Annotated in this window: 21 protein-coding genes; 18 read left to right on the top strand and 3 right to left on the bottom strand. The window is 69.6% G+C overall.

Translation table 11 applies throughout. The features are described 5' to 3' along the window. Window positions 1-25: 25 nt before the first annotated feature. Window positions 26-424 carry a DUF3040 domain-containing protein gene (locus tag DKM19_RS12495; protein WP_110705673.1) on the top strand — a complete coding sequence of 133 codons (399 nt, stop codon included), beginning with the start codon at window positions 26-28 and terminating at the stop codon, window positions 422-424. 135 nt (window positions 425-559) lie between these two features. On the opposite strand, the gene DKM19_RS12500 is transcribed toward DKM19_RS12495, so the two are convergent. The 3 genes from DKM19_RS12500 to DKM19_RS12510 are packed head-to-tail and all read right to left on the bottom strand — an operon-like array spanning window position 560 to window position 5306. Beyond that, window positions 560-3007 (bottom strand): DUF3488 and transglutaminase-like domain-containing protein, encoded by a 2448-nt coding sequence (locus DKM19_RS12500; RefSeq protein ID WP_110695841.1) that lies wholly within the window; start codon window positions 3005-3007, stop codon window positions 560-562. Further along, on the bottom strand, window positions 3004-4260 hold the full coding sequence (locus tag DKM19_RS12505) for a DUF58 domain-containing protein (RefSeq protein WP_110695842.1): 1257 nt from the start codon (window positions 4258-4260) through the stop codon (window positions 3004-3006). Before DKM19_RS12505 ends, DKM19_RS12500 begins: the two co-directional genes overlap by 4 nt. Continuing rightward, on the bottom strand, window positions 4257-5306 hold the full coding sequence (locus tag DKM19_RS12510; protein ID WP_369988722.1) for an AAA family ATPase: 1050 nt from the start codon (window positions 5304-5306) through the stop codon (window positions 4257-4259). Before DKM19_RS12510 ends, DKM19_RS12505 begins: the two co-directional genes overlap by 4 nt. A gap of 453 nt (window positions 5307-5759) precedes the next feature. Here DKM19_RS12510 and mraZ point away from each other — a divergent pair, with 453 nt between their 5' ends. The 17 genes from mraZ to DKM19_RS12595 all read left to right on the top strand — a co-directional run bounded on the left by mraZ (window position 5760) and on the right by DKM19_RS12595 (window position 25188). Then, a complete protein-coding gene (mraZ, locus tag DKM19_RS12515) occupies window positions 5760-6191 on the top strand; it encodes a division/cell wall cluster transcriptional repressor MraZ (protein ID WP_089206161.1) in 432 nt (143 codons plus the stop codon). A 225-nt stretch (window positions 6192-6416) separates the two neighbouring features. Continuing rightward, entirely contained in the window at window positions 6417-7409 is a 993-nt protein-coding gene (rsmH, locus tag DKM19_RS12520; protein WP_089206160.1) for a 16S rRNA (cytosine(1402)-N(4))-methyltransferase RsmH, read from the top strand. Then, window positions 7387-7923 carry a hypothetical protein gene (locus DKM19_RS49400; protein WP_162641449.1) on the top strand — a complete coding sequence of 179 codons (537 nt, stop codon included), beginning with the start codon at window positions 7387-7389 and terminating at the stop codon, window positions 7921-7923. Before rsmH ends, DKM19_RS49400 begins: the two co-directional genes overlap by 23 nt. Window positions 7924-8624: 701 nt before the next feature. Further along, window positions 8625-10430: a penicillin-binding protein 2 gene (locus DKM19_RS12530; protein WP_110695845.1), complete on the top strand. Its 1806-nt coding sequence runs from the start codon at window positions 8625-8627 to the stop codon at window positions 10428-10430. Window positions 10431-10470: 40 nt separating this feature from the next. Next, the gene (locus DKM19_RS12535; RefSeq protein ID WP_110695846.1) at window positions 10471-12015 is read left to right on the top strand and encodes a UDP-N-acetylmuramoyl-L-alanyl-D-glutamate--2,6-diaminopimelate ligase; all 1545 of its coding nucleotides are present in this window, start codon (window positions 10471-10473) and stop codon (window positions 12013-12015) included. Window positions 12016-12027: 12 nt separating this feature from the next. Next, window positions 12028-13494: a UDP-N-acetylmuramoyl-tripeptide--D-alanyl-D-alanine ligase gene (gene murF, locus DKM19_RS12540; protein WP_110695847.1), complete on the top strand. Its 1467-nt coding sequence runs from the start codon at window positions 12028-12030 to the stop codon at window positions 13492-13494. Next, complete coding sequence (gene mraY / locus DKM19_RS12545; protein ID WP_110695848.1) at window positions 13491-14546, top strand: phospho-N-acetylmuramoyl-pentapeptide-transferase; 1056 nt, start codon at window positions 13491-13493, stop codon at window positions 14544-14546. The genes murF and mraY overlap by 4 nt, the downstream gene beginning before the upstream one ends. 24 nt (window positions 14547-14570) lie before the next feature. Then, window positions 14571-16010 carry a UDP-N-acetylmuramoyl-L-alanine--D-glutamate ligase gene (gene murD, locus DKM19_RS12550; RefSeq protein ID WP_110695849.1) on the top strand — a complete coding sequence of 480 codons (1440 nt, stop codon included), beginning with the start codon at window positions 14571-14573 and terminating at the stop codon, window positions 16008-16010. Next, window positions 16007-17287 (top strand): putative lipid II flippase FtsW, encoded by a 1281-nt coding sequence (gene ftsW / locus DKM19_RS12555; RefSeq protein ID WP_110695850.1) that lies wholly within the window; start codon window positions 16007-16009, stop codon window positions 17285-17287. Before murD ends, ftsW begins: the two co-directional genes overlap by 4 nt. A 14-nt stretch (window positions 17288-17301) precedes the next feature. Further along, on the top strand, window positions 17302-18393 hold the full coding sequence (gene murG / locus DKM19_RS12560) for an undecaprenyldiphospho-muramoylpentapeptide beta-N-acetylglucosaminyltransferase (protein WP_110695851.1): 1092 nt from the start codon (window positions 17302-17304) through the stop codon (window positions 18391-18393). 363 nt (window positions 18394-18756) lie between these two features. Beyond that, window positions 18757-20163 (top strand): UDP-N-acetylmuramate--L-alanine ligase, encoded by a 1407-nt coding sequence (gene murC / locus DKM19_RS12565; protein WP_110695852.1) that lies wholly within the window; start codon window positions 18757-18759, stop codon window positions 20161-20163. 40 nt (window positions 20164-20203) lie between these two features. Next, window positions 20204-20872 carry a cell division protein FtsQ/DivIB gene (locus tag DKM19_RS12570; RefSeq protein ID WP_110695853.1) on the top strand — a complete coding sequence of 223 codons (669 nt, stop codon included), beginning with the start codon at window positions 20204-20206 and terminating at the stop codon, window positions 20870-20872. 226 nt (window positions 20873-21098) lie between these two features. Next, window positions 21099-22490: a cell division protein FtsZ gene (gene ftsZ / locus DKM19_RS12575; RefSeq protein WP_110695854.1), complete on the top strand. Its 1392-nt coding sequence runs from the start codon at window positions 21099-21101 to the stop codon at window positions 22488-22490. Between the two features lie 90 nt (window positions 22491-22580). Beyond that, window positions 22581-23285 (top strand): YggS family pyridoxal phosphate-dependent enzyme, encoded by a 705-nt coding sequence (locus tag DKM19_RS12580; RefSeq protein WP_110695855.1) that lies wholly within the window; start codon window positions 22581-22583, stop codon window positions 23283-23285. Window positions 23286-23405: 120 nt separating this feature from the next. After that, on the top strand, window positions 23406-23909 hold the full coding sequence (locus DKM19_RS12585; RefSeq protein WP_089206147.1) for a cell division protein SepF: 504 nt from the start codon (window positions 23406-23408) through the stop codon (window positions 23907-23909). 82 nt (window positions 23910-23991) lie between these two features. After that, window positions 23992-24279 carry a YggT family protein gene (locus tag DKM19_RS12590; RefSeq protein ID WP_110705674.1) on the top strand — a complete coding sequence of 96 codons (288 nt, stop codon included), beginning with the start codon at window positions 23992-23994 and terminating at the stop codon, window positions 24277-24279. 48 nt (window positions 24280-24327) lie between these two features. Continuing rightward, a complete protein-coding gene (locus DKM19_RS12595; protein WP_089206146.1) occupies window positions 24328-25188 on the top strand; it encodes a DivIVA domain-containing protein in 861 nt (286 codons plus the stop codon). Window positions 25189-25203 lie beyond the last annotated feature (15 nt).

Genomic DNA, 25203 nt, shown 5'->3' on the forward strand with positions numbered 1-25203 from the left:
CCTGGGGCTGTCCTTGGGAGGCGCCGTGCCGCTCTCTGAGCACGAGCAGCGCTTGCTCGACCAGATCGAGCAGGCCCTCTACGCCGAGGACCCGAAGTGGGCCAATACCGTCAGGATCAGTGATCCGCGCAGCCATTACAGGCGTCGCCTGGTGAAGGCCTCCATCGGCTTCATCCTGGGCGTCGTCCTGCTGATGGTCGGCGTTGTGATTATCAACATCCCGCTCGGCGTCGGCGGTTTCGTGGTCATGCTCGCCGCGTGTTTGTGGGGTCTGTCCAGTTGGAAGCGGATGAACGGGTTCGGTGAGGCATCCACTGCCGTGCCGTCCGATCAGCCGCAGAGCAAGGCGGGGCGCCGCAGCTCCCGGCCGAGCTTCATGGAGCGCGTAGAAGAGCGCTGGCGCCGTCGGCACGACGAACGCTAGTGAAGAAACGTTCCGCCACCTGACGGTGGCGGGCCGTTCTCTTTGATGATGTGGGTCACTCCCGATGGGAGTGACCCACATCATCGGCCGTGATGTCTCTTTAGCCTGTCCTGTCGCGGTCGAGTCCTCCCGCGTTCAGGCGTTCCTCCTGGTCGGCCGGCGGAGCCTGATGTTCTCCAGCCGGTCGAAGCCGTCCAGCAGCCGCCCGCCCATCGCCCGCATCCGCAGGAGCGTGGAGGTCGGCAGCAGCACGGCCCTGATCCGCCTGCCGCGGGTCACGGTGGCCGCCAGGGCCCGCCGTACGCGGTGGAGGTCGGCGCGGAGCGAACCGATCTCGCCGGGAGTCCTGGCGTAGAGCATCCGTTCCACCACCGTGGCGATCCTGGTCACCGCGGCCGTGGCCTCCGCGTCGAACGCGTACTGCTCGGCCAGCCGCCGGGCCAGAGCCCTGGGACTCTCGCTCGCCTGCCTGGACATGCCGTAGTCGCACAGCGCGTCGTCAAGCTCGGACCACGCCGCGCTCACCGCCGGCTCCCCTCGGTGGGTCCTGGCCGAGGTGACGCCGGTGAGCCCGGGGGCGGCCGGATCCTGGAGATCCGCGTCATCGGGGGAGGCCTGGATCTCGCGGGAGTAGGCCCTGCGGCGGCGGGCGCGGAGTTCCAGGCGGAACATCCCCGGGATCAACGCGATCAGCAGGACGATCGCGGCCCCGATGCCGATCTTCGCGATCAGCGGCACGCCCTCGTCCACCGGGATCAGCGACCCGCCGAACTCGGGATCGAGCGGGCGGCCGCCTCGGTTGGCCGTCGGTCCGCCCGGCAGTTCCGCGCCGCTGGAGCTGGAGGTGGGACTCGCGGAGGGCTCGTCGGTGGTGGTCGGCGCGATCTCGGGCCGGGTGTAGGACGGCACCGTCGCGCTGCCCTGACCACCTCCGCCGGTGGGGGTGGGCTCGAACCGCAGCCATCCCGTGCCCTCGAAGTAGAGCTCGGGCCAGGCGTGCGAGTCGTGGGTGCGCACCTGCCACTCGCCGGCGAAGTTGGTGCCGCTGGTGTAGCCGATGGCGACCCGGGCGGGGATGCCCACAATTCGTGCCAGCACCGCCATCGAGGAGGCGAACTGCTCGCAGTACCCGGTCCTGTTGCGGATCAGGAAGTCCGTCAGGGCAGAGGCGCTGCTCCCCTGGGTGGCCAGGCTGTAGGTGAATCCGCCATCCTTGGTGAAGAACTCCTGCAGCTCGATCGCCTTCTCGTAGAGGCTCGCGTTCTGGTCCGTAACCTGCCCGGCCAGCTCCTTGATCGCGGGCGGAAGGTTCTCCGGCAGCGCCAGGTAGCGTTCGTTGATCGCGGCGGGCGCGGCCCCCGCCGTCTTGAGCGCCTCCGCCGTGGGCTTGGGTTCGGCGGTGGTCACCTCGTAGGACAGCCCTCCGGCGGTGTCCCGGGTGGAGAACACCATGAGCGTGTCGCGGTCGGGCCGCCAGTCGCCCTCGACGGTGACCTTGGTGGCCGGATAGGGCAGGGGTAGGAAGCTCAGTCCCCTGACCTCCTCGCTCACCGTGATCTTGGTGGTCGCCGGCGTGGTGGGCACGGAGGCGCTCTGGCCGACAGCCGGCGGCATCGGCCCCTCGGAGGTCCGGTCCTCCGGGCGCCCCCTCGGCTCCGACATCGTCCACTGGTCGCCGTCGAAGGTGTCCAGCGAATACATCCGCAGATAGCGCGGGGAGCTGTCGCTGATGGTGTACGTCAGGACGGTGGAGTTGTTCGGCAGCGAGAGCTGGCCCCGCAGGTTGACGATCGGATTGGGGATGCTGACCGAGTTGCCGCCGCCGCCCCTGCCGTTGCCCACACCGAACCCGAACAGCGGGTCCGGCTCCAGGGTGGGCAGCAGCGAGGGCAGAAGGACGGCCAGCACGATCGCGGTGACCCCGATGCGCTTGCCGGACAGCCGCAGCGTCCCGGTGTCGGAGGTGGCGGGCCGCGGGGCGACGAAGGACGGCGTCCGGCGCACCAGCACCGTCCGGCCCCAGTGGCTGACCCGTTCGCGCCCGTCGGCGACCAGCAGCGCCAGGTAACCCAGGGCCCCGATGATGAACGCCGGCCAGCTGATCGGCTCGACGACGACCGCGGCCGGAACGGTGAACAGCGCCAGCAGAGGCAGTCCGGTGAGTGCCGCCCTGCGCAGCCGGGAGGCCAGCAGGTCGACGAGGATCGCGATCAGGCCGACGCCGCCGCAGGTGAGCAGGACGATGCCGACGCTGTCGGGCACCGGGGCGGCGAATCGCTGGATGTCGGTGAAGCCGGTGGACAGCAGCTCGCCCAGCCTGACGACCGACTCCTTGGTGGGCACCACCTTGGCCCAGGCCTGCTCGCCGGTGAACACCGCGGTCAGATAGATCAGCACTGCGACCAGCTGGGCCAGGGGCGCCAGCCAGTTCGGCAGGGTGTAGCGGCTGGCCAGGACGCCGACGCCGGTCACCACCAGGATGATCCCGAGACTCGTCCAGAACCAGCTGCCGCCCTGGAAGAGGGGGTAGAGCGCGATCGCGACCGCTCCCGTGGCCACTCCCGACGCTAGGGGAAGTCTCATGAGCCGCCCTTGCTCGCTGCGAATCGCCCGCGTTGCGCGGCGTCCGGCCACACGCTCGCGATGGAGGCGCCCGCGGGCAGCCGGACGATGCGCCAGCCCATCCCCGCGAGCACCGCCTGCGCCGCCTGGTATTCCTCGTTGTCGCCGAGCTCGGGACGTTCCCAGCCCGCCACGTCCAGCATCACGGCCACGCCGGTCACGTTGCCGTGCCTGAGCCTGGCCAGCTCCTGTGCCTGCTCCAGGTCGATCCCGCCGAGCACGGCCACGATCAGCCCGTCCCCACCGCCCTGCCGCAGCGCGCTGATGCCGTACTCGAGTGATCGCGCCGGGCTCGTCCGCACGACGGCCAGGGTGTCCAGGAGCGACCAGCTCAGCCCGGCGTCGGTGAGGTGCTCGGCCCCCTGGTCGGTGACCAGGCGCAGGCCGAGGCCCTCGTGGGCGAGCTGCACGCCGATGGAGGCCGCGGCCGAGACCGCCACCTCGAACGAGGAACGCGGTCCCTCGCCCCGGTGCGCGTAGCGGCGGGTGTCCAGGAGCAAGGCCCCCCGGCTCTGCCACTGCTGTTCCTCGCGCCGCACCATCAGCTCGCCGTACCTCGCGGTCGAGCGCCAGTGCACCCGCCGCAGGTCGTCTCCCTGCCGGTAGTCGCGCGGCGCGACGTCGTCGTCACCCGCCGACGCCACGCTTCTGGTACGGCTGTCGCCTCCGCCCGTCCACTCGCCGGAGAGGCGGACGTGGGGCAGCGCCGTCACCTGGGGGGTCACCACGAGCGTGTCGCTGATGGTGAAGGATCTGGTCAGCTCCACCAGACCGAAGGGATCGCTGATCCGGATGGAGAGCGGTCCGATGGTGAAGCGGCCGCGCAGGTCGGAGCGGACCCGGTAGTCGATCTCCCGGACGCCCTGCGACTCCACCCGGTCCAGGACGAACCTGGGCCGGGCGCCGAGCGCGTAGGGAACGGTGTCCTCGATCATCAGCAGGCCGGTCGGCAGCCTCGTGACGTTCTCCAGCCGGAGCGTCACCGTGGCCTCACTGCCCAGCTCGGCCCTCGGCGGGTCCAGGCGGCGCGCGCAGCTCAGCCGGTAGCGCGTGCGGGCCACCACCAGGGCGGCCAGCAGCGGCAGGGAGAGGATCAGCACGCCGATCCTGAGCAGGTCGTGCTCACCGAGGATGAAGGCGCACAACAGGGCCGCGATGCCGGATGCGAGGAAGGACCGGCCGCGGGCGGTGAGCGCCTTGAGGCCGGAGGTCACTTCGCTTGGGCCTCAGGCACGGGCACCCTGCGGATCAGGTCGGTCATCACCTGTTCGGGCAGGCGGCGCTGCCCCTGGGCCTCGACGCTGGGCAGCAGCCGGTGGGCGAGGACGGGGACGCACAGCTCCTGCAGGTCGTCGGGGATGACGTAGTCGCGACCGGCGAGCGCGGCGTGCGCCCGGGCGGCCCTGACCAGCTGCAGGGTCGCGCGCGGAGAGGCGCCGAGCCGGAGGTCGGGGGAGTTGCGGGTGGCGGTCACCAGGTCGATCGCGTACTTCTTGATCCCCTGCGAGACGTAGATCGCGCGCACCGCCTGGATCAGGGCCTGGATCTCGGCGGTGGTGGCCACCGGCTCCAGCTTGTCGAGTGGAGAGGCGCCGCCGTGCACGTCGAGCATCTCCAGTTCGGCCGTGGCCGCGGGATATCCCATCGCGATCCGGGCGGTGAAGCGGTCGCGCTGCGCCTCCGGGAGAGGGTAGGTACCCTCCATCTCGATGGGGTTCTGGGTGGCGATCACCATGAAGGGGGTGTCCAGCTTGTAGGTCGTGCCGTCGACGGTGACCTGATGCTCCTCCATGCACTCCAGCAGGGCCGACTGCGTCTTCGGCGAGGCACGGTTGATCTCGTCGCCGACCACGATGTTGGCGAAGATCGGTCCAGGCTTGAACTCGAACTCTCTGGTCTGCTGGTTGTAGGCGCTCACACCGGTGATGTCGCTGGGCAACAGGTCGGGGGTGAACTGCACGCGGCGCACCGGGCAGTCGATGGACCGCGCCAGCGCCTTGGCAAGCATGGTCTTGCCGACTCCGGGCACGTCCTCGATGAGTAGGTGGCCCTCGGCGAGGAGGACGGTCAAGGTCAGGCGGACGACGTCGCTCTTGCCCTCGATCACTGATTCGATCGACTGGCGGATCCGGTGCGCGGTGACGGCGAGATCATCGAGCTGCGGTGAGACGTCATGGGTTACTGCCACCAGGCCTCCATGAAGGTACGGCGTTACGCGCCGGGGGTTCGTATTGCGGACCTTTGTAGGTCCATAGCTCATTCTGCGTACTGACCCTACGGCGCTGTACGTTCCAGCGGCGACTTTATGTGGTCATTAGGGCCGATTCCGGGTGAACAGCCACAGTGTGTGGCATGGCCGTCGTGTTTTCGTGCGATTGACGTACGGACTCCGTGACAGATGGACGTGATCGGGCGCGGCCGAGACCGGCGTTGACCGGGGGGCTCCACTTTCCGCCACTCATCACCGCGATGCGGTCGATTCGCAAATCTTCTGACTATTCGGGTGCCTTCTGGGCGTGCTCGCGACACGCAAGGGGGCCCTCATCCCCTCCACTCCGCACCACCCCTTCTGAGCTGCGGAAATATCAGCAAAACAGCGCGCGAAGACCCGCAGAATCAGTTGACGGTGGGGAGAAGTGGAGTATGGTGGTGCGCAGTGGAGGGCAGGGGCTACTAACGCCGGGCACTCCGCCAGGCACGGGAGGTGGGGCCGGTGTTCCTCGGCACTCATCACCCGCGTCTTGATGACAAGGGACGGCTGTTCCTGCCGGCGAAGTACCGTGAGGAGCTGGCGGAGGGTCTGGTGATCACCAAAGGCCAGGAGCGCTGCCTCTACGTTTTTCCCGTAGAGGAGTTCCAGCGCATTACCGAGGCTCTGCGCACCGCGCCGATGACCGCCAAGGCGGTCCGCGACTACAGCCGTGTCTTCTTCGCCAGTGCATCTGACGAGGTCGCCGACAAGCAAGGCCGGATCACCGTCCCACAGGCTTTGCGCGAATACGCCAACCTGTGCCGTGACTGCGTGGTCATCGGAGCCAACACCCGGCTGGAAATCTGGGATGCACACGCCTGGAGCACTTATCTGGCCGATCAAGAGCAGGCTTTTGCCGATCTCTCGGAGGAGGTGCTGCCAGGGATTCTGTGACTCCACGGTCGACTCATCGGTTAAAACGTCGTTCGGCGAGGTCTCCACCCGCAACCACACCTAGTCCGTCAGCTGATGCACCTTCCCCGGTGTCAGGTGACGGACCGATACGCGGGTGCGGATGGGGACCTGGCCGGACGGCCCCGAGGGTGGGGGCCAGTAAACATACCGATGAACGTCCGCCGCACGTCTGTGAGACGAGGCGGAAAAGGGGGATTGCGCTTCATGCGCGCGGGTAACGACAACCATGATCTTCAGGTGCCGGGCGGCCACGTGCCCGTGATGCTTGATCGCGTACTCGAGCTTCTCGCTCCCGCGCTTGCCCGCCCTGCTCCCGTCGTCGTCGACGCCAACCTCGGACTCGGCGGCCACGCGGAGGCGCTGCTCGCCGCACACCCCTCGCTGCACCTGATCGGGATCGACCGCGACCCCGACGCGATCGAGCGGTCCACGATCCGGCTCGCGCCGTACGCCGACCGGATCACGCTGGTGCGCGCGGTCTCCGACGAGCTCACCGAGGTGCTGGCGGAGGCCGGTCACCCCCGTGTCCACGGCGCGCTCTTCGACCTGGGGGTCTCCTCGCCCCAACTGGACGAGGGCGAGCGAGGCTTCGCCTACTCCTACGACGCCCCGCTGGACATGCGGATGGACCGCGACGAGGAGCTGACGGCCGAAGTCGTCGTCAACACCTACACAGCCGCCGAACTGATCAAGATTCTCCGTAATTACGGCGAAGAGCGATTTGCTCCGCGTGTCGCGAACCTAATCATCAAGGAAAGGGCCAGGGAGGCCATAACGTCGACCAAGCGGCTTGCGGAGATCGTCCGTACGGCGATCCCAGCCGCGACCAGACGGACCGGGGGCAACCCCGCGAAGAGGACTTTCCAGGCGTTGCGGATCGAGGTGAACGCGGAGTTGACGGCGCTGGAACGCGCGCTCCCAGCCGCGCTCGACGCATTGACGCTGGGCGGGCGCGTGGTCGTGCTCGCGTACCACTCCCTTGAGGACCGGCTGACGAAGCAGGTCATCACGGCGCGGACCAGGGACACCAGCCCGCCGGGGCTGCCCGTCCCGTTGCCGGCGCATCAGCCGCGGTTCGCCCTTCTGACCAAGGGAGCCGAGCTTCCAAGTGAAGAGGAGGTCACCCGCAACCCGCGGGCGGCCTCTGCCCGGTGTCGGGCGGCAGAGAGGATCCGTGAGGCAGTTGACGAGGAGTGAGTCAGACGTCCGCCGCACCGCGCCGAGCCGTGGTGCGCGACCTGCCTACGTCCCCCGCACGATGCCGCAGGGACACAGGCCCAGACCGGCCAGGCCCGCACCGGCCAAGCCCGTGCCCGTCGGCGCGCCGGCCGCACCGGTCGCGGCCCCCGCGGTCGCGGCGCCCCGCCCCGCGCGTGCGCCGAGGGCTCCCTTCGTGCTGCTCGTGGTCGGTCTGCTCTGTGGCGGCCTGGTCAGCCTGCTGCTGCTGAACACCGTCCTCGCCCGGGACTCCTTCGAGCTGAGCAAGCTGCGCGCCGACATCAACCTGTCCCACCAGCAGAAGGAAGAGCTGGAGCACACCAACATGCTGCTCGAGATGCCCGCCGCGGTCGCGGACAAGGGCGAGCTCCAGGGACTGAATCCCGACTGGAACAAGCTGAACCCCCTCATCCCCGGCCAACCCACCAGCCGGACCGCCAGCGACGGACAGACGCTCGCCGGGCAGGAGCCAGTGCCGGGCACGGGCCGGTGAGGGACGCCGGAGGCAGGGGCCCGGGGCCGGGCCGGGGCGGTTCCGGCGGCGGTTCCGCCGGAGGCACCGGTCGCCGTGCCCCGGGCGGTCCCGGCCGTCCGGACGCGACGGGAAAGCCGGGTCCGGGCCGTCCGGCCCGCCCGGAGGGCCCCGAGGGCCGCGGAGGACCGGGTTCGTCCGGCAGGCCCTCCGCCGCCGACGGACCGGCCAGGCCCGGTTCCTCCGGCAGGCCGTCGGGTTCCGACGGGCCGAACAGGTCCGGTCCGTCCGGCAAGGCGCCGGGTTCCGACGGGCAGGGCAGGGCCGGTGGGTCCGGCAAGACACCCGGGCCCGAGAGATCCGCCAGGCCCGGAAAGCCTTCGGGGCCTGAGCGGCCCGTCAGGCCCGGTGCGTCCGGCAGGCCTCCGGGTCCCGCCGCGCCGCGCAGGCAGGGTTCCGCGGGCAAGGCGCCGGAGCCCGGGCAGGGCAGGTCCGGGCGACCCGACAGGCAGGCGAGGTCGCGCTCCGAGGGAGCGGGCAGGCCGGAGGTTCCCGGCAGACCCACGCGTCCGGAGACGGCGGGCAGGTCCGGCAGGCCTCCGGGCCCCGAGACGCCGCGCAGAGCGGGGCGTCCTCCGCGGCCACAGGAGCCGCAGACCGCCCCGGGCCGGGTCCGTCCCGCCCCGAGGCGGACGGGCGAGCAGACGACCGATCCGGGCCGCATGCGCCCCAGGGGATGGTCCGGCGGCAGGCCGCCGCGACCGCCCGCGCGGCCGCCGGCGGTGCTTCGGCTGGGCAACCCCGGCAGGCGCATCAACATCAGCCTGATCGCGATGACCTTCGTGCTCTCCATCTTCGCCGGACGGCTCATCCAGCTCCAGGGCCTCGACTCGAAGGTCTATACGGCGGAGGCGGCCAAACAGCGGGTCCAGGCCGAGAAGCTGACCGCGCGGCGAGGCTCGATCACCGACGTCAACGGACACGAGCTCGCGCTGACCCTGGAGGCGCGCGAGATCTTCGTCGATCCCTCCGAGGTCGACGCCAAAAAACGCGACCAGGTGGCCACGGTCCTCGCCAAGGAGCTGAACCAGCCGAAGGAGGGGATCGCGGCCAAGCTCGCCGACACCAGCAGCCACTACGAGCAGGTGGCCGCCACCGTCGACCCGCCCATCGCCCAGCGGATCATGGATCACGAGTTCAAGGGCGTCGGCGCCAAGCACCGCTACCGGCGCGACTACCCCGGTGGCAACCTGGCGGGCACCCTGCTGGGGTTCGTCGGCGACGACGGCACGGGACTGACCGGGCTGGAGAGCACCTACGACAAGCTGCTGGCCGGCCGCGACGGACAGCAGTTCGTCGAGACGGGAGCCATGGGGCAGCGCATCCCGATGACCCGCAGCACCCTGGAGGCGCCGGTGGAGGGCCGGGACGTACGGCTCACCATCGACCGCGACGTCCAGTGGGCCGCGCAGAAGGCGATCACGGACCAGGTCACGGCCACCGGAGCCCGCACCGGCAGCGCCATCGTGATGGACGTGCAGACCGGTCAGGTGGTCGCCATGGCCAACGCCCCCGAGCTCGACCTGAAGAACTGGTCGAAGACCCCCGCCAAGGACTGGGTCAACCGATCGGTGGCGGACGTGTTCGAGCCGGGCAGCACCAACAAGGTCATCACCGCGGCGGCGGCCCTGGAGTCGGGAGCCGTTCGGCCCGACACCCTGTTCACGGTCCCCGACCAGGTCAGGTGCGCGGACCGGGTGCTTCGGGACTCCCACCCGCACGCCGTCGAGCGGCTGACCTTCTCCGGCATCGTGGCGACCTCCAGCAACGTCGGCACGATCCTCGCCGCGCACAAGATCGGAGACCAGAAGGTCGGAGACCAGAGGCTGTACGAGATGTTGCAGCGCTTCGGCTTCGGCGCCAAGCCCGGCGCCGGCCTCCTGGGTGAGGAGGCCGGGCTCCTGCCCGACTGGAAGTCGTGGTCGGGCAGCCAGCGCTGCACGATCGCCTACGGCCAGGGGGTCTCGGTGACCGCGCTCCAGACGGCCAGCGTCTACCAGACCATCGCCAACGGCGGAGTCCGCGTCGCCCCGCAGGTCGTGGCCGGTACGACCGCCGAGAACGGCACGTTCACGCCGTCGAAGCCGGGCAAGCAGACCCGGGTGGTCGGTGAGCGTACGGCGAAGGAGATCTCCTCCATGCTGGAGGCCGCGGTGAGCGAGGAGGGCACGGGCCACCTCGCCGCCATCGACGGCTACCGGGTGGCCGGTAAGACGGGTACCGCGATGCGCTATGACGCCAAATGTCAGGGCTATTGTGGATATAGCGCGACGTTTGTCGGGTTTGCCCCCGCGGACAAACCCCGTCTGGTCGTCCTGGCAGTGGTCCAGGACCCCCAGAAGGGCTACTACGGCGGGGAGATCGCGGCCCCGGTTTTCAAGCAGGTGATGACGTTCGCCTTGAAGAGCAAGAAGATCCCGCCGACCGGCACCCAGCCCTCTCCGGTGCGGATACGCGCCGGAGAATGATGAGTGAAGGTACGCTCTCGCCGTGCGTCCCCCGTCGTCCATGCGACCATCCACCAGTTCACCCCGTTCGCTCTCGGGGCTAGCAAGCCTGCTCGGCGCGCCTTCCGGCACGTCACGAGCGCCGCTGGCCGCAATCTCGGGGATCACCATCGACTCGCGCCAGGTGCGGCGGGGAGATCTTTACGTCGCGCTGCCGGGAGCCGCCTCCCACGGCGCCGACTTCTCCGCGCAGGCCCTCGCCGCGGGAGCCACCGCGATCCTGACCGACCAGGCGGGCAGGGAGGCCGCGATCGCCACGGGCCTGCCCGTCCTCGTCGTGCCGGATCCGCGCCGCCTGCTCGGGCAGGTCTCCGCCTGGGTGTACGGCAATCCCGCGGCGGACGTGATGGTCATCGGCGTCACCGGGACCAGCGGCAAGTCCACCACCAGTTTCCTGCTGGAGGCCGGGCTGCGGGCCGCGGGACACAAGGCGGGGCTGATCGGGGGCGTGGAGATCCACGCCGGTGAGCTCCGCTTCATGCCGAAGCTGACCACCCCGGAGGCCAGCGACCTGCAGGGCCTGTTCGCCCTCATGCGCGAGCAGGGCGTCACCGCCGCCGCCATGGAGGTCTCCAGCCACGCGCTGGCACTGGGCCGCGTCGACGTGGTGTTCTACGACGTCGCGCTGTTCACCAACCTGTCCCAGGACCATCTCGACTTCCACAAGGACCTCGACGACTACTTCGCGACCAAGGCCCGGCTGTTCACCCCCGAGATGAGCCGTGTGGGTGTCGTCAACATCGACGACGCCCACGGGCGCAAGCTCCTCAGCCTGGCCAAGATCCCGATGACCACCTTCTCCGCGGAGGGCACCCCGGAAGCCGACTGGCGGGCCGTGGACGTGCGTCTGGGCGCCGAGGGCAGCACCTTCCGCGTCGCCGGCCCCGGCGGTGTCGAGGAGGCCGTGACGATCTCGCTGCCGGGCCTGTTCAACGTGGCCAACGCCCTGGGCGCGGTCGTCTCCCTGGTGGAGGCCGGGGTGCCGCTGCGGACCGCGGTCGCGGGTGTCGGCACGCTCGCCGGAGTGCCGGGCCGGATGGAGCGGGTGCCCGGGGGCGAGGATTTCCAGGCCATCGTCGACTACTCGCACAAGCCGGGCGCCGTGGAATCGGTCCTGCGCTCGCTTCGCGAGGTCACCACGGGCAGGCTGACCGTGGTGCTCGGTTGCGGCGGTGACCGTGACCGGGGCAAACGCCCGATGATGGGGGAGGCCGCCGCACGGCTGGCGGATGTGGCTATTCTCACCAGCGACAACCCCCGCTCCGAGGATCCGCTGCGGATTCTCGCGGAGATGATGGACGGAGTTCTCAGCGTGCCCCAGGATGGGCGCGCACATGTGATCATTGAGCCGGACCGCGCCGCGGCCGTCGACCTGGCGATAAGCCGGGCGGGTTTCGGTGATGTCGTCGTCGTGGCTGGGAAAGGTCACGAGCAGGGGCAGTACGTCGGTGACGAGGTGCTCCCGTTCGACGACAGACAAGTGGTCGCCGACGCGATCGTCAGGCGGCGGAACCGAACCGGGCGCCGAAGCACGTATGGAGAGTAGGGAAGACGCATCATGATCCCGTTGCCGCTGGCCAGGATCGCCGAGATCACCTCGGGCGCCCTCGCGGGCATGGCCGATCCCCGCGCGGTGGTGCGCGGCCCGGTCGTCATCGACTCCCGGGCCGTCGAACCGGGGTCGCTGTTCGTCGCCATCAAGGGCGAACGAGTCGACGGGCACGACTTCGCGGCCCAGGCCATCGCCGACGGAGCGGTCGCCGTGCTGGCGTCCAAGCCCGTCGAGGTCCCCGCGGTCATCGTGGGCGACACCGTGGCCGCGCTCGCGGCCCTGGCCACCGCCGTCTGCGTGGACCTGCCGGAGACCACGGTCATCGGCATCACCGGCTCGGCGGGCAAGACCACGACCAAGGACCTGCTGGCCAGGCTCACCGCCAGGATCGGCCCGACGGTGGCCCCCGCGGGCTCGTTCAACAACGAGATCGGCCACCCGCTCACCGTGCTGAAGGCCGACGAGGGCACCCGCTACCTGGTGCTGGAACTCAGCGCCAGATACGTGGGCGACATCAGACACCTCACCCGCGTCGCCCCGCCGAAGATCGGCGTCGTCCTCAACGTCGGCACCGCCCACCTGGGCGTCTTCGGCGGCAAGGAGGCGATCGCCAAGGCCAAGGGAGAGCTGGTCGAGGCGCTGACCAGCGACGGCGTGGCCGTACTGAACGCGGACGACCCGCTGGTGGCCGCGATGGCCGAGCGCACCCAGGCCAGGGTCACCTGGTACGGCCGCGCCGAGAGCGCGGACGTACGGGCCGAGGACGTGACCGTCGACGCCCGGGGCCGCGCCGCCTTCACGCTGCGCACCCCGTCCGGGGCCGCTCCCGTCCGGCTCAGGCTGTACGGCGAGCACGCCGTGCAGAACGCGCTGGCAGCCGCCGCGGCCGCATACGAGCTCGGCCTGCCGGTCGCCACCATCGCGGAGGAGCTGTCGGAGGCCGAGCCCCGCAGCCGCTGGCGGATGGAGGTCACCGACCGCCAGGACGGGGTCACCGTGATCAACGACGCCTACAACGCCAACCCCGAGTCCATGCGCGCCGCCTTCGGCGCCCTGGACGCCCTCGCGGGCGGGCGCCGCCGCTTCGCGGTCATCGCCGCGCTGCGGGAGCTGGGCGAGGAAAGCGCGGCCCTGAACGAGGATCTGGGCCGTCTGGCCGGGAGCGCCGGTCTCACGGGCCTGTTCGTCGTCGGCTCCGACGCCGAGCCGGTCCTGGCCGGCGCCAGAGCCGTCGCCCAGGACGGCGCGGGCGGTGTTCCGGGTCCGGACGGCGCGAGCTCCCCGCAGGAAGACCAGGAAAACGGAGCCGCAGCCGCGGCCACCGTACGAATCACGCATGTCGCCGACGCGGCCACGGCGGGTGCCGAGTTGTCGGGGCTCCTGGCCCCGGGCGACGTGGTGCTCGTCAAGGGGCCGCGTGCGGCCGGACTGGAACGTGTGGCCGCAGTGCTGCTCGAAGGTGACCGCCAATGACAGAGATCATCATTGCGGCGGCGGTAGGTCTGCTGCTGTCCATGTTCGGCACGCCGCTGGCCATCCGCCTGTTCTCGCGGCGTGGCTACGGGCAGAGCATCCGCGAAGAGGGCCCCTCGGGCCACCACGACAAGCGCGGCACCCCCACCATGGGCGGCACCGTGATCGTGATCGCGGCGCTGGTCGGGTTCGCCTGCGCCCACCTGGTCAGCCAGACCACGCCCACGATCTCCGCGATCCTGGTGCTGTTCCTGATGGTGGGCCTCGGCGCGGTCGGCTTCCTCGACGACTTCATCAAGATTTACAAGCAGCGCAGCCTCGGCCTGCGCAGCGGCGCCAAGGCGCTGGGGCAGCTTGTCATCGGCGCGGTCTTCGCGGTCCTGGTGACCCGCTTCCCGAACGCCTACATGATCACTCCGGCCGAGACCCGGCTGTCGTTCCTGCGGGACTTCGGCCCGTCCATCGGTCTCATCGGGTTCGCGATCCTGGTGCTCATCATGATCGTGGGCTTCTCCAACGCGGTGAACCTCACCGACGGCCTCGACGGCCTGGCCAGCGGTGCCACCGGTGTGGTGCTGGCCTCCTACGTGCTGATCGGCAACTGGCAGCTCCGTAACAGCTGCACCGTCCAGCTCGGTCCCAACTGCTACTGGGTCCGGGACCCGCTGGACCTGGCCGTGGTCGCCGCCGCCGTGCTCGGCGCGCTGGTCGGCTTCCTGTGGTGGAACGCCCCGCCCGCCAAGATCTTCATGGGTGACACGGGCTCGCTGGCCCTGGGCGGCGTGCTGGCCGGACTGGCCATCACCACCCGCACCCAGTTCCTGCTGATCATCCTGGCCGGGATGTGCGTGATCATCACGATGTCGGTGATCATCCAGGTGGGCTTCTTCAAGATGACCGGTAGACGGGTCTTCAGGATGGCGCCGCTCCAGCACCACTTCGAGCTGGCGGGCTGGGCGGAGACGACGATCGTGGTGCGCTTCTGGCTCATCGCCGCGCTCTGCGCCGCAGCCGGCCTCGGACTGTTCTACGTCGAATGGATGCCCAAGTGACGAGCGAGCGCGGCGAGTGAACCGATGAGCACGACAGTTCCGTCCGCGGGGGAGGGCGGCGTGATCTGCGTCGCCGGTCTCGGGGTCTCCGGTACGGCCGTCGCCCGGATCATGGCCGCCCGGGGCGAGAAGGTGATCGTCCTGGAGGGCAGGGACGGCGAGCGCGCCAGGGCGAGCGCGGAGGAGCTCGCCGGGCTCGGGGTCGAGGTCCGCTTCGGCGAGCCCACCGAGCCGCCCCCGGGCACCTCCATGGTCGTCACGACCGGCTGGCCGCCGCACCACCCGCTGCTCGTCGCCGCGGCGGCGGCCGGGATCGAGGTGATCGGCGAGGTCGAGCTCGCCTGGCGGCTCCGTCCGGCCGGTGCGGCGCCGTGGCTGGCGTTGACGGGCACCAACGGCAAGACCACCGCGGTGCGGATGCTCACCGCCATGCTGGCCGCCGCGGGGCACAGGGCGCTCGCGGCGGGCAATGTCGGGACCCCGGTCCTGGAGGCCGTCACGGGGCCCTGGGACGTTCTGGCGGTGGAGCTGTCCAGCTTCCAGCTGCACCGCTCGCCCAGCGTGGCCCCGCACACCGCCGCCCTGCTCAACGTCGCCCCCGACCATCTCGACTGGCACGGTTCCCTGGAGGAGTACGCCCGCGTCAAGGGCGAGATCTTCACCCGGGCCGGGACGGTCGTCCACAACGCCGACGACGAGTGGGCCGCCCGCCTGGCCGCACCGTACGGGAGCGCGCAGGGACACCCCGGAGCCGCGCGGAGCGTGAGCTTCACCCTCGGCGTCCCCGGCCCCGGTCAGATCGGCGTGGTCGAGGACCTGCTGGTGGACCGGGCGTTCGTGGCCGACCCCGTGCGCAACGCCGAGGAGCTCGCCTCGTTCGCCGACGTCCGGCCGTTCGCGCCGCACAACGTGGCCAACGCGCTCGCCGCCGCGGCCCTGGCCAGGTCCTACGGGGTGCCGGCCGAGGCCGTACGGCGGGGCCTGCTGGACTTCGTCCCCGACCCGCACCGGATCGCGCACGTGGCCCGGGTCGGCGAGGTCGACTACGTGGACGACTCCAAGGCCACCAACCCGCACGCCGCCGCCGCGTCGCTCGCCGCCTACGCGTCGATCGTCTGGATCGCCGGAGGTCAGCTCAAGGGCGCCGACGTGGACGAGCTCGTACGGCGGGCCGCGCCGCGGCTGCGCGGTGCGGTGCTCCTGGGCGTCGATCGCGGGCGAATTCGCGAAGCTCTGACGCGACACGCCGGGAATGTTCCGATCATTGAGGTGTCCGGGCAAGACACTGGGGTCATGGATCGCGTCGTCACCGAAGCCGCAAGGCTCGCCACCCCCGGAGACACCGTGCTGCTGGCTCCGGCCGGTGCCTCCCTGGACATGTTCGCCGGTTACCCGGCCCGAGGGGAGGCGTTCGCCCGAGCCGTGCGGCGTCTCGCCGCAGAGGACGGCGGGAGACGGGCGTGAGCGTGACGGCGCACGAGGGCGCCGCCTCCCGCCAGGACGGGTTCCGCGAGCATCTGAACGCCTTCCGGGAGCTGCTCAACCGGCCGCTGACCTCCTACTACCTGATCCTGGGATGCAGCGCCCTGCTGCTCGCGCTGGGCCTGATGATGGTGCTGTCCGCCTCCAGCATCGAGGCGCTGCAGGAGACGGGAAGCCCGTTCTACTGGTTCTTCAAGCAGTCGATCTCGGTCGCGATCGGCATCCCGCTGATGTGGATCTGCGCGCAGCTGCCGCTGCGGTTCTTCAAGCTCGCCGGATACCCGCTGATGGCGCTGTCGATCATCGGCCTGGTGCTGGTGCTGTTCGTCGGCACCTCCCAGCTCGGGGCCCAGCGCTGGATCGACCTCGGCCCGATCTACCTGCAGCCGTCCGAGCCGGCCAAGTTCGGGCTGATGCTCTGGGGGGCCGACCTGCTGGCCCGCAAGGCGCGCGGCGGCCGGATCGAGTGGCGCAACCTGTTCATCCCGCTGATGCCCGGCACGGTGATCCTGGCCGTCATGGTCATGCTGGGGCGCGACCTCGGCACCACGCTGGTGCTGATGCTGATCTTCCTGGCGCTGCTGTGGGTGGTGGGCGCGCCGCTGAAACTGTTCGGCGGGATCCTCGCGGTGGCGGTGCTCGCGGTCATCGTCATGATCAGTACCGAGGGCTACCGCTCCGAACGGATCGCGGGATGGCTGGACCCGTGGGGCAACGCCCAGGGGTCGGGCTTCCAGGCCGTGCAGGGGCAGATCGCCATGGGCAGCGGCGGCTGGTTCGGGCTGGGTCTGGGCTCCAGCAGGCAGAAGTGGAGCTGGATCCCGCACGCCGAGAGCGACTTCATCTTCTCCATCCTCGGAGAGGAGCTCGGCCTGATGGGCACGCTCGTCGTGATGGCGCTGTTCGGCCTGCTCGGCTACGCGGGGCTGCGGGTGGCCACCCGGGTCAAGGACCCGTTCGTCCGGCTCGCCTCGGCCGCCGCGGTCGCCTGGATCGCGGGCCAGGCGATCGTCAACATCGGCGCGGTCATCGGCGTGTTCCCCATCACCGGGATCCCGCTGCCGCTGGTCTCCTACGGCGGATCCGCTCTGTTACCCACCCTCGCCGCGCTCGGCATGCTGCTCTCGTTCGCAAAACATGAACCTGGCGCGCGCGAGGCTCTCGCCGCGCATGGCCCCGGACCGGTGGCGCGGGGCCTAAGCTGGCTTGGCCTGGGTGGTCCGGCGCCGAAACGATGGCCGGTCCGCAGAAAACGATAAGCGAAAGGACCGACATGAGGGTGGTCCTCGCCGGCGGCGGGACGGCCGGTCATATCGAACCAGCGCTGGCTCTGGCCGACGCGCTGCGCCAACTTGACCCGAACATCGGGATCACCTGTCTCGGCACGGAGCGCGGCCTGGAGACCCGGTTGGTGCCGGCGCGGGGTTACGAGCTGCAACTCGTGCCCGCGGTGCCGCTGCCCCGGGCCATCACGCCCCAGCTCCTGAGCGTGCCCGGGCGCCTGGCGGGCGCCATCAACGCGGCCGCGGGGATCATGGACCGTGTCCAGGCCGACGTGCTGGTCGGTTTCGGTGGTTACGTCGCGACCCCCGCCTACCTGGCGGCACGGCGGCGCGGGGTGCCGATCGTGGTGCACGAGGCCAACCCGCGGCCCGGACTGGCCAACCGGCTGGGCGCGCGGCTCACCGACCACGTCTTCACCGGCCATCCGGACACCCCTCTGGCCCGTGCGAAGTATGTGGGGATCCCTCTTCGCCGTGAGATCGTCACGCTGGACCGGCTGTCCATGGGCGACAAGGCGCGCTCCTGGTTCGGGCTGGAGGCCGACCTGCCCACGCTGCTGGTCACCGGCGGCTCCCAGGGCGCGCGGTCGCTCAACCAGGCGGCCCTGGCCGCCGCCCCCGCGCTCCGCAAGGCCGGGGTGCAGGTGCTGCACGTCATCGGCCCGAAGAACACGCTCGAGGTGGAGCCGCCGCCGGGCGACCCCCAGTACGTCGTGCTGCAGTACGTCGACCGGATGGACCTGGCCTATGCCGCCGCCGACTTCGCCCTGTGCCGGAGCGGCGCCATGACCTGTGCCGAGCTGACCGCCGTGGGCCTGCCGGCCGCCTACATCCCGCTCCCGCACGGCAACGGCGAGCAACGCCTCAACGCCATGCCGATCGTGCAGGGCGGGGGCGGCATCATGATCGACGATGCCGATCTGACCTCGGAGTGGATCATCCAGAACCTTCTGCCCATCCTGTCGGACCCCGAACGCGTGGTCATCATGTCCGAGGCGGCGTCCAGGATGGGCCGCAAGGACGCCGATGTGACGCTCGCCCGCCAGGTGATGCAGATCGCGCAGCAGGGGAGAAGTAAGTGAGTCGGACGAGAACCCGACGCAGTGAGCGCAGCGGCCGGTTGAGGGACGAGACCGTCCGCGTAGCGAACGAGGAGTGGTGAGCGGCCGGATGGGTGCGACGAGAACCCGACGCAGTGAGCGCAGCGGCCGGTTGAGGGACGAGACCGTCCGCGTAGCGAATGAGGAGTGGTGAGCGGCCGGATGGGTGCGACGAGAACCCGACGCAGTGAGCGCAGCGGCCGGTTGAGGGACGAGACCGTCCGCGTAGCGAATGAGGAGTGGTGAGCGGCCGGATGGGTGCGACGAGAACCCGACGCAGTGAGCGCAGCGGCCGGTTGAGGGACGAGACCGTCCGCGTAGCGAATGAGGAGTGGTGAGCGGCCGATGAGCCTCGTCAAGTTGGTGGATCCGGTCGCGGCAGGAGATCTCGGACGGGTTCACTTCATCGGGATCGGCGGCTCCGGAATGTCCGGCATCGCCCGCATTCTGCTCAAGCGCGGCGTGCCGGTCTCCGGCAGCGACTCGCGCGGCTCGGACATGCTGAACGGACTGCGGGAGCTGGGGGCCAGGGTCCACATCGGCCACGCCGCCTCGCACATCAAGAACATCGACACCGTCGTGGTCTCCACCGCGATCCGCGACTCCAACCCGGAGCTCGGCGAGGCGCTGCGCCAGGGACTGCGGGTGATCCCCAGGGCCGCCGCTCTGGCCTCCGTCATGGCGGGCAAGACAGGGGTCGCCCTGGCGGGGACCCACGGCAAGACCACCACCACCTCGATGCTCACGGTGGCGCTGCAGAAGTGCGGCGCCGACCCGTCCTACTGCGTCGGCGGCCAGCTGGTGACCACCGGCCTGGGCGCCGACGAGGGCACGGGCGAGGTCTTCGTCGCCGAGGCCGACGAGAGCGACGGCTCCTTCCTCATGCTGGCTCCGGACATCGCCGTGGTGACCAACGTGGAGCCGGATCATCTGGACAACTACGGCGATCCGCGCGCGGTCTACGACAGCTTCGCCCGTTTCGTCGAGCGGGTCGGCAAAACCATGGTCATCTGCGCCGACGACCCCGGTTCCGCCGCGCTGGTCCCGATCGCCCGTGCGCGCGGCCTCAGAGTGATCACATACGGTGAGGCCGAAGACGCCGACCTCAGGGTTGGTGAGATCACTCCTGACGGCCTGGGCATCACCTTCGAGGTCCACGGCCACGGAGAGGTCAGGCTGGCCGTCCCAGGCCGTCACAACGCGCTCAACGCCGCCGCGGCCATCGCGGTGGCGGCGGAGCTGGGGGTGTCCTTCGACGAGATCCGTGACGGCCTGGCCGCCTTCACCGGTGCCAAGCGCCGCTTCGAGGCCAAGGGGGAGGCCGGGGGAGTCGCGGTCTTCGACAGCTACGCCCACCATCCGACCGAGCTCGCCGCCGACCTGCGCGCGGCGCGGGACGTGGTGGCGTCCTTCTCGGGCACAGGCAGGGTCATCGCGGTCTTCCAGCCGCATCTCTACTCACGGACCAGGTTCTTCGCCGACGAGTTCGGCATCGCCCTCGGGCTGGCCGACGAGGCCATCGTCCTGGACGTCTACGGTGCCCGTGAGGATCCCGAGCCTGGTGTTTCGGGGGCGCTGGTGGCGGGTAAGGTGCCGCTTCCGGCCGATCGGGTGGCCTACGTACCGCAGAGGGAGAGCGTCCCCGCCCTGGTGGCGGGCAGGGCCAGGCCCGGTGACATCGTGCTCACCATGGGCGCGGGCGACGTGACCGAGCTCGGGCCCAAGATCGTGGCGGAGCTGGCCGCGCGGTGATCCGCGCCAGACGACGCAGGTCGCCGGAGGGGGCGGGGCGATGAGCAGTGTGTGGCGGTCGGCCTTCCTGGCCCTGCTCACCGTGGGGGTGGTGGGCACCGCCGCCTGGCTGGTGTTCTTCTCGTCCGTGCTCGGGGTGAGGGAGATCCAGGTGGTGGGCAACCTCGGCCTCCCCGCCCAGCGGATCCAGCAGGTGGCGGGGGTGGCCGAGGGCAAGCCTCTCGCCACGGTGGACCTGGCCGAGGTCGAGGACCGGGTCGGCAGGATCCCGCAGATCGAGTCGGTCGTGGTCAGTCGCGGCTGGCCGGGCACCCTGCTGGTCGAGATCGTGGAGCGTGAGCCGGTGGCGGTGGTACAGGTCGGGCTCAAGTCCGCGCTCATGGACCGGCACGGGGTGGTGACCGAGATCAGGGACGTCGCGCCCCCGACCCTTCCCGTGCTGCGGGTGGACCGCCCGGGGCCGAACGATCCGGCGACCGCCGCGGCGCTGACCGTCATGGGTGCGCTGCCGGCGGATCTGGCTCCGCGGGTCGCGGAGGTGCTCGCGCCCTCCGCCGAAACGGTCTCATTGCGTCTCAAGGACGGCCGTACGGTCGTGTGGGGCGGAGGGGACCGTCCGGCTGACAAGGCGCGGATCCTTGTTACGCTGCTTAGACGTCAGGCTGACACCTATGACGTCAGTTCGCCTGACGTTGTGACCGTTAAGTGACGTCATCGGATCACGCGCGTTCTCTGGACAAGGGCGGCCTGCGACACGCCGGGCTCGCTTGCGGCGCGGTTAGTTGACCCGCCTGGAGCGTAACTCCTACTGTCCGTATCACTCCTCAGGTTGACATAAAGCTAAATCTCAACTTGAGGGTGAGGGTTTTGGAAACGACGGCACGGGCCCCGTGCCGCATGAAATTGCAAGTCAACGAGCGGAAAGGCCCCTCGTCGTGGCAGCACCGCAGAACTACCTCGCGGTCATCAAGGTTGTAGGAATCGGCGGAGGCGGAGTCAACGCCGTCAACCGGATGATCGAGGAGGGACTCAAGGGCGTCGAGTTCATCGCCATCAATACCGACGCCCAGGCGCTGCTGATGAGTGACGCCGACGTCAAACTCGATGTCGGACGCGAACTCACCCGCGGCCTCGGCGCGGGAGCGAATCCCGAAGTCGGGCGCAAGGCGGCCGAGGACCACCGTGAGGAGATCGAAGAGGTCATCAAGGGCGCCGACATGGTGTTCGTCACCGCCGGTGAGGGCGGCGGCACGGGCACCGGCGGAGCTCCGGTGGTGGCCAACATCGCCCGCTCCCTGGGTGCGTTGACCATAGGCGTAGTGACCAGGCCCTTCAGCTTCGAGGGCCGTCGCAGGGCAATGCAGGCCGACGCCGGTATCGAGACCCTCCGCGAGGAGGTCGACACCCTCATCGTGATCCCGAACGACCGGCTGCTGTCGATCTCCGACCGGCAGGTGAGCGTGCTGGACGCCTTCAAGGCGGCCGACCAGGTGCTGCTCTCCGGTGTCCAGGGCATCACCGATCTCATCACCACCCCGGGTCTGATCAACCTCGACTTCGCCGACGTGAAGTCGGTCATGTCCGGCGCCGGTTCGGCGCTCATGGGCATCGGCCACGCGCGCGGCGACGACAGGTCGGTCGCGGCAGCCGAGATGGCCGTCTCCAGCCCTCTGCTGGAGGCCAGCATCGACGGTGCGCACGGTGTGCTGCTGTCGATCGCCGGTGGATCCGACCTCGGTCTCTTCGAGATCAACGAGGCGGCTCAGCTCGTCTCCAACGCGGCCGCGCCGGATGCCAACATCATCTTCGGTACGGTCATCGACGACGCCCTGGGCGACGAGGTGCGCGTCACCGTGATCGCCGCCGGGTTCGACGAGCCGGTCGCGGAGGTCAAGACGGTCGTTCCGCAGCCCGCCTCCCGCCCGCAGCCGGCGTCCCGCCCGGTCCCGCCGCCCTCGGTGACCTCCCCGGTTCGTCCGATGGCGCCCACGGTCAAGGCCGAGCCCCGTCCGGAGCCGAGGGTCGAATACACCCCGCAGCCGATGCGGCCGGTCGCGGGCCCGCCCTCCGCCCCGGCGGAGGCGCCGCCCGCACAGCAGCAGAGCCACCCGGTTCAGCCCGCCCCGCAGGCGCATTCTCCGGCAGAGCACGTCGAGCCGCACCGCACGGAGGAGTCGCACTCTCCGCAGGTGTCGATCCCGCGCCCGGCTCCCGAGCCGTCGCACCCGAGTTCGATCTCCGCGAGGGTTCCCGACCCCGGTCGCCGGCGTCCGGTGATCTTCGAGGAGCAGGAAGAGGAGCTGGACGTCCCCGATTTCCTGAAGTGACATTGCTCACGGCTGGGTGGATGACGGATCACTCAGCCGTGGCCGGAAGAATAGATTCCGCCTGTTTGTCAGTATTCGAGCGGCGGAGACGTGACGGAAACAACACGACGTGATGAGATCGCGGCCGGCCTGGCCAAGGTGGAGGCGGAGATCGCCGAGGCCTGCCGGGCCGCCGGCCGTACCCGCCGGGAGCTGACGCTCATCGCGGTGAGCAAGACCTACCCAGCCTCGGACGTGCGACTGCTGGCCGAGTTGGGGGTGACGGACGTGGGGGAGAACCGTGACCAGGAGGCCTCGGCCAAGGCGCGGGAATGCGCCGACCTGGGCCTCGTCTGGCACTTCATCGGCCAGCTGCAGACCAACAAGGTCCGTTCGGTGATCGGTTACGCCGACGTCGTTCATTCGGTGGACCGCCCGCGCCTGGTGGCGGCGCTCAGCCAGGAGGCGCTCAGGGTGGGCAGGGAGATCACCTGCCTGGTGCAGGTCGCCCTGGACGGTGACCCCGCAAGGGGCGGCGTGCCGCCCCAGGACGTGCCGGCCCTGGCCGAGGCCGTCGCCGGATCCGGGGGGATCAGGCTGGGCGGGGTGATGGCGGTCGCGCCGCTGGGGGAGGAGCCCTCCAGGGCCTTCGCGAGATTGCGGGAGATTGCGCAGGTCGTACGGGATGCTCATCCCGGGGCCGACGCCATCTCGGCTGGAATGAGTGGTGATATGTCCCAGGCTATTGCGAATGGTGCGACACACCTGCGTGTTGGTACGGCGTTGCTCGGTCGCAGGAAGCCCTTCGTCAGGTAATGTCCCTTCAAGTGGGCCTTGGCGTCCGCGTATCCAGATAGAGGTCGAACGGTGGTGAGCTCCAAGGGGGTGTGGCTACCGCCCCGGGCAAATCAAAGTAAGACGGAGGAAGAACTAGCGATGGCCGGCGCGATGCGCAAGATGGCGGTCTACCTCGGTCTTGTGGAGGACGACCGCTACGAGAGATACGACAGCTATTCCGACGACGAGTACGAAGACTTCGACGACCCTCGGCGTGAGGGCGATGAGCGCCCTGGCACGGTCCAGGACCGCGAGGACGACACTGATCCAGGCGTGCCCGCCCCGAGGCCCGCGACGACCGTCCTGGAGCGCCGGACGACCGATCTGGCCCGCATCACGACGCTTCATCCCCGTACATACAACGAGGCGCGCACCATTGGTGAGCACTTCCGTGACGGGACCCCGGTCATCATGAATCTGACCGAGATGGTTGACAGTGATGCAAAACGACTTGTTGATTTTGCGGCAGGTCTGGTCTTTGGCCTACATGGCAGCATTGAACGTGTTACCAACAAGGTGTTCCTGTTGTCCCCAGCCAATGTTGAGGTGACCGCCGAGGACAAGGCTCGAATCGCGGAACGCGGATTCTTCAACCAGAGCTAGAGTTCCACCATGAACAGTGACCGACCGGACAGGCCCCGACGGGACCGGCGTCGGCAGGACAGAGTGGAGACAGGGGCGGACCATGGAGCTCGTTAGAGGGATCTTGGTCATCGTTCTTTCGATCTACCTCGTTCTGCTGATCGGCAGAATGATCTTTGAGACGGTGCAGGCGTTCGCACGTCAGTGGCGCCCCACCGGGATCGTCCTCGTGTTGGCGGAAGCCGTATACACGGTGACCGATCCACCTCTCAAGTTCCTCCGCCGTTTCATTCCACCACTCCGGTTGGGTACGGTGGCCTTTGACCTAAGCTTCACAGTGCTGTTCATTGTGGTCTTGGTCTTGATCCAACTCGTGTCCGCGCTTCCGTGATCGAGTACCGTCCTCCGGATCGACTCCAAGCGCGCCAAGGAGACCGAAATGCCGCTGACGCCCGCTGATGTGCGGAACAAGCAATTTAGTACGACCCGACTCAGGCCGGGTTACGACGAGGAAGAGGTAGACGCCTTCCTTGATGAGGTGGAGTCCGAGTTGGACCGCCTCATTCAGGAGAACGAGGAGCTCCGCGCCAAGCTGGCGGAGTGCCTGCGGGGCAAGGTCCCCGGTGGAATGGGCATGTCCATGGCGCCCGCCCCGATCGCCGAGCCCAAGCCTGAGATGATGATGCAGCAGCCGGAGCCGATGCGCGCTCCCGAGCCGGTGCAGCATCAGCAGCCTGTTCCCGTCGGCATGGGGATGCCCCCGGCTGAGGACAACATGGACACTGCGGCTCGCGTGCTCGCCTTGGCCCAGCAGACTGCGGACCAGGCGATCGCCGACGCCCGCCGGGAGGCGGACGAGACGGTGACCAGGGCGCGTCGCGAGGCCGACGACATTCTCGGCAAGGCGCGTCGCCAGGCCGAGCAGGTCATCGGTGACGCCCGTGCCCGCGCCGAGACGCTCGAACGCGACGCGCAGGAGCGGCACCGTCAGGCCATGGGCTCTCTGGTGCAGACTCGTGACGAGCTTGAGCGCAAGGTCGAGGAGCTCCGCTCCTTCGAGCGCGAATACCGCAGCCGTCTGAAGCTGTACTTGGAGAACCAGCTCGCCGAGCTGAACGTGGCTGCCGAGGGCAGCGGCGGATTCCCGATCGTGAGCGGGCCTCCGGCCATGTCCCACGCCGTGGCTCCGGGCGTTCAGCAGCCGATGCAGGGCCCCCCCAACAACCCGTTCGGTGGCGATCCGTCGCAGCATTCAGGCGCCTTCCAGGGCGTTGACGGTCCTCACAACGACCGCCGCTAAGGTGTCGCGGGTCAT

The organism is Streptosporangium sp. 'caverna' (genome assembly GCF_003203775.1).
Lineage (GTDB): Bacteria > Actinomycetota > Actinomycetes > Streptosporangiales > Streptosporangiaceae > Streptosporangium > Streptosporangium subroseum.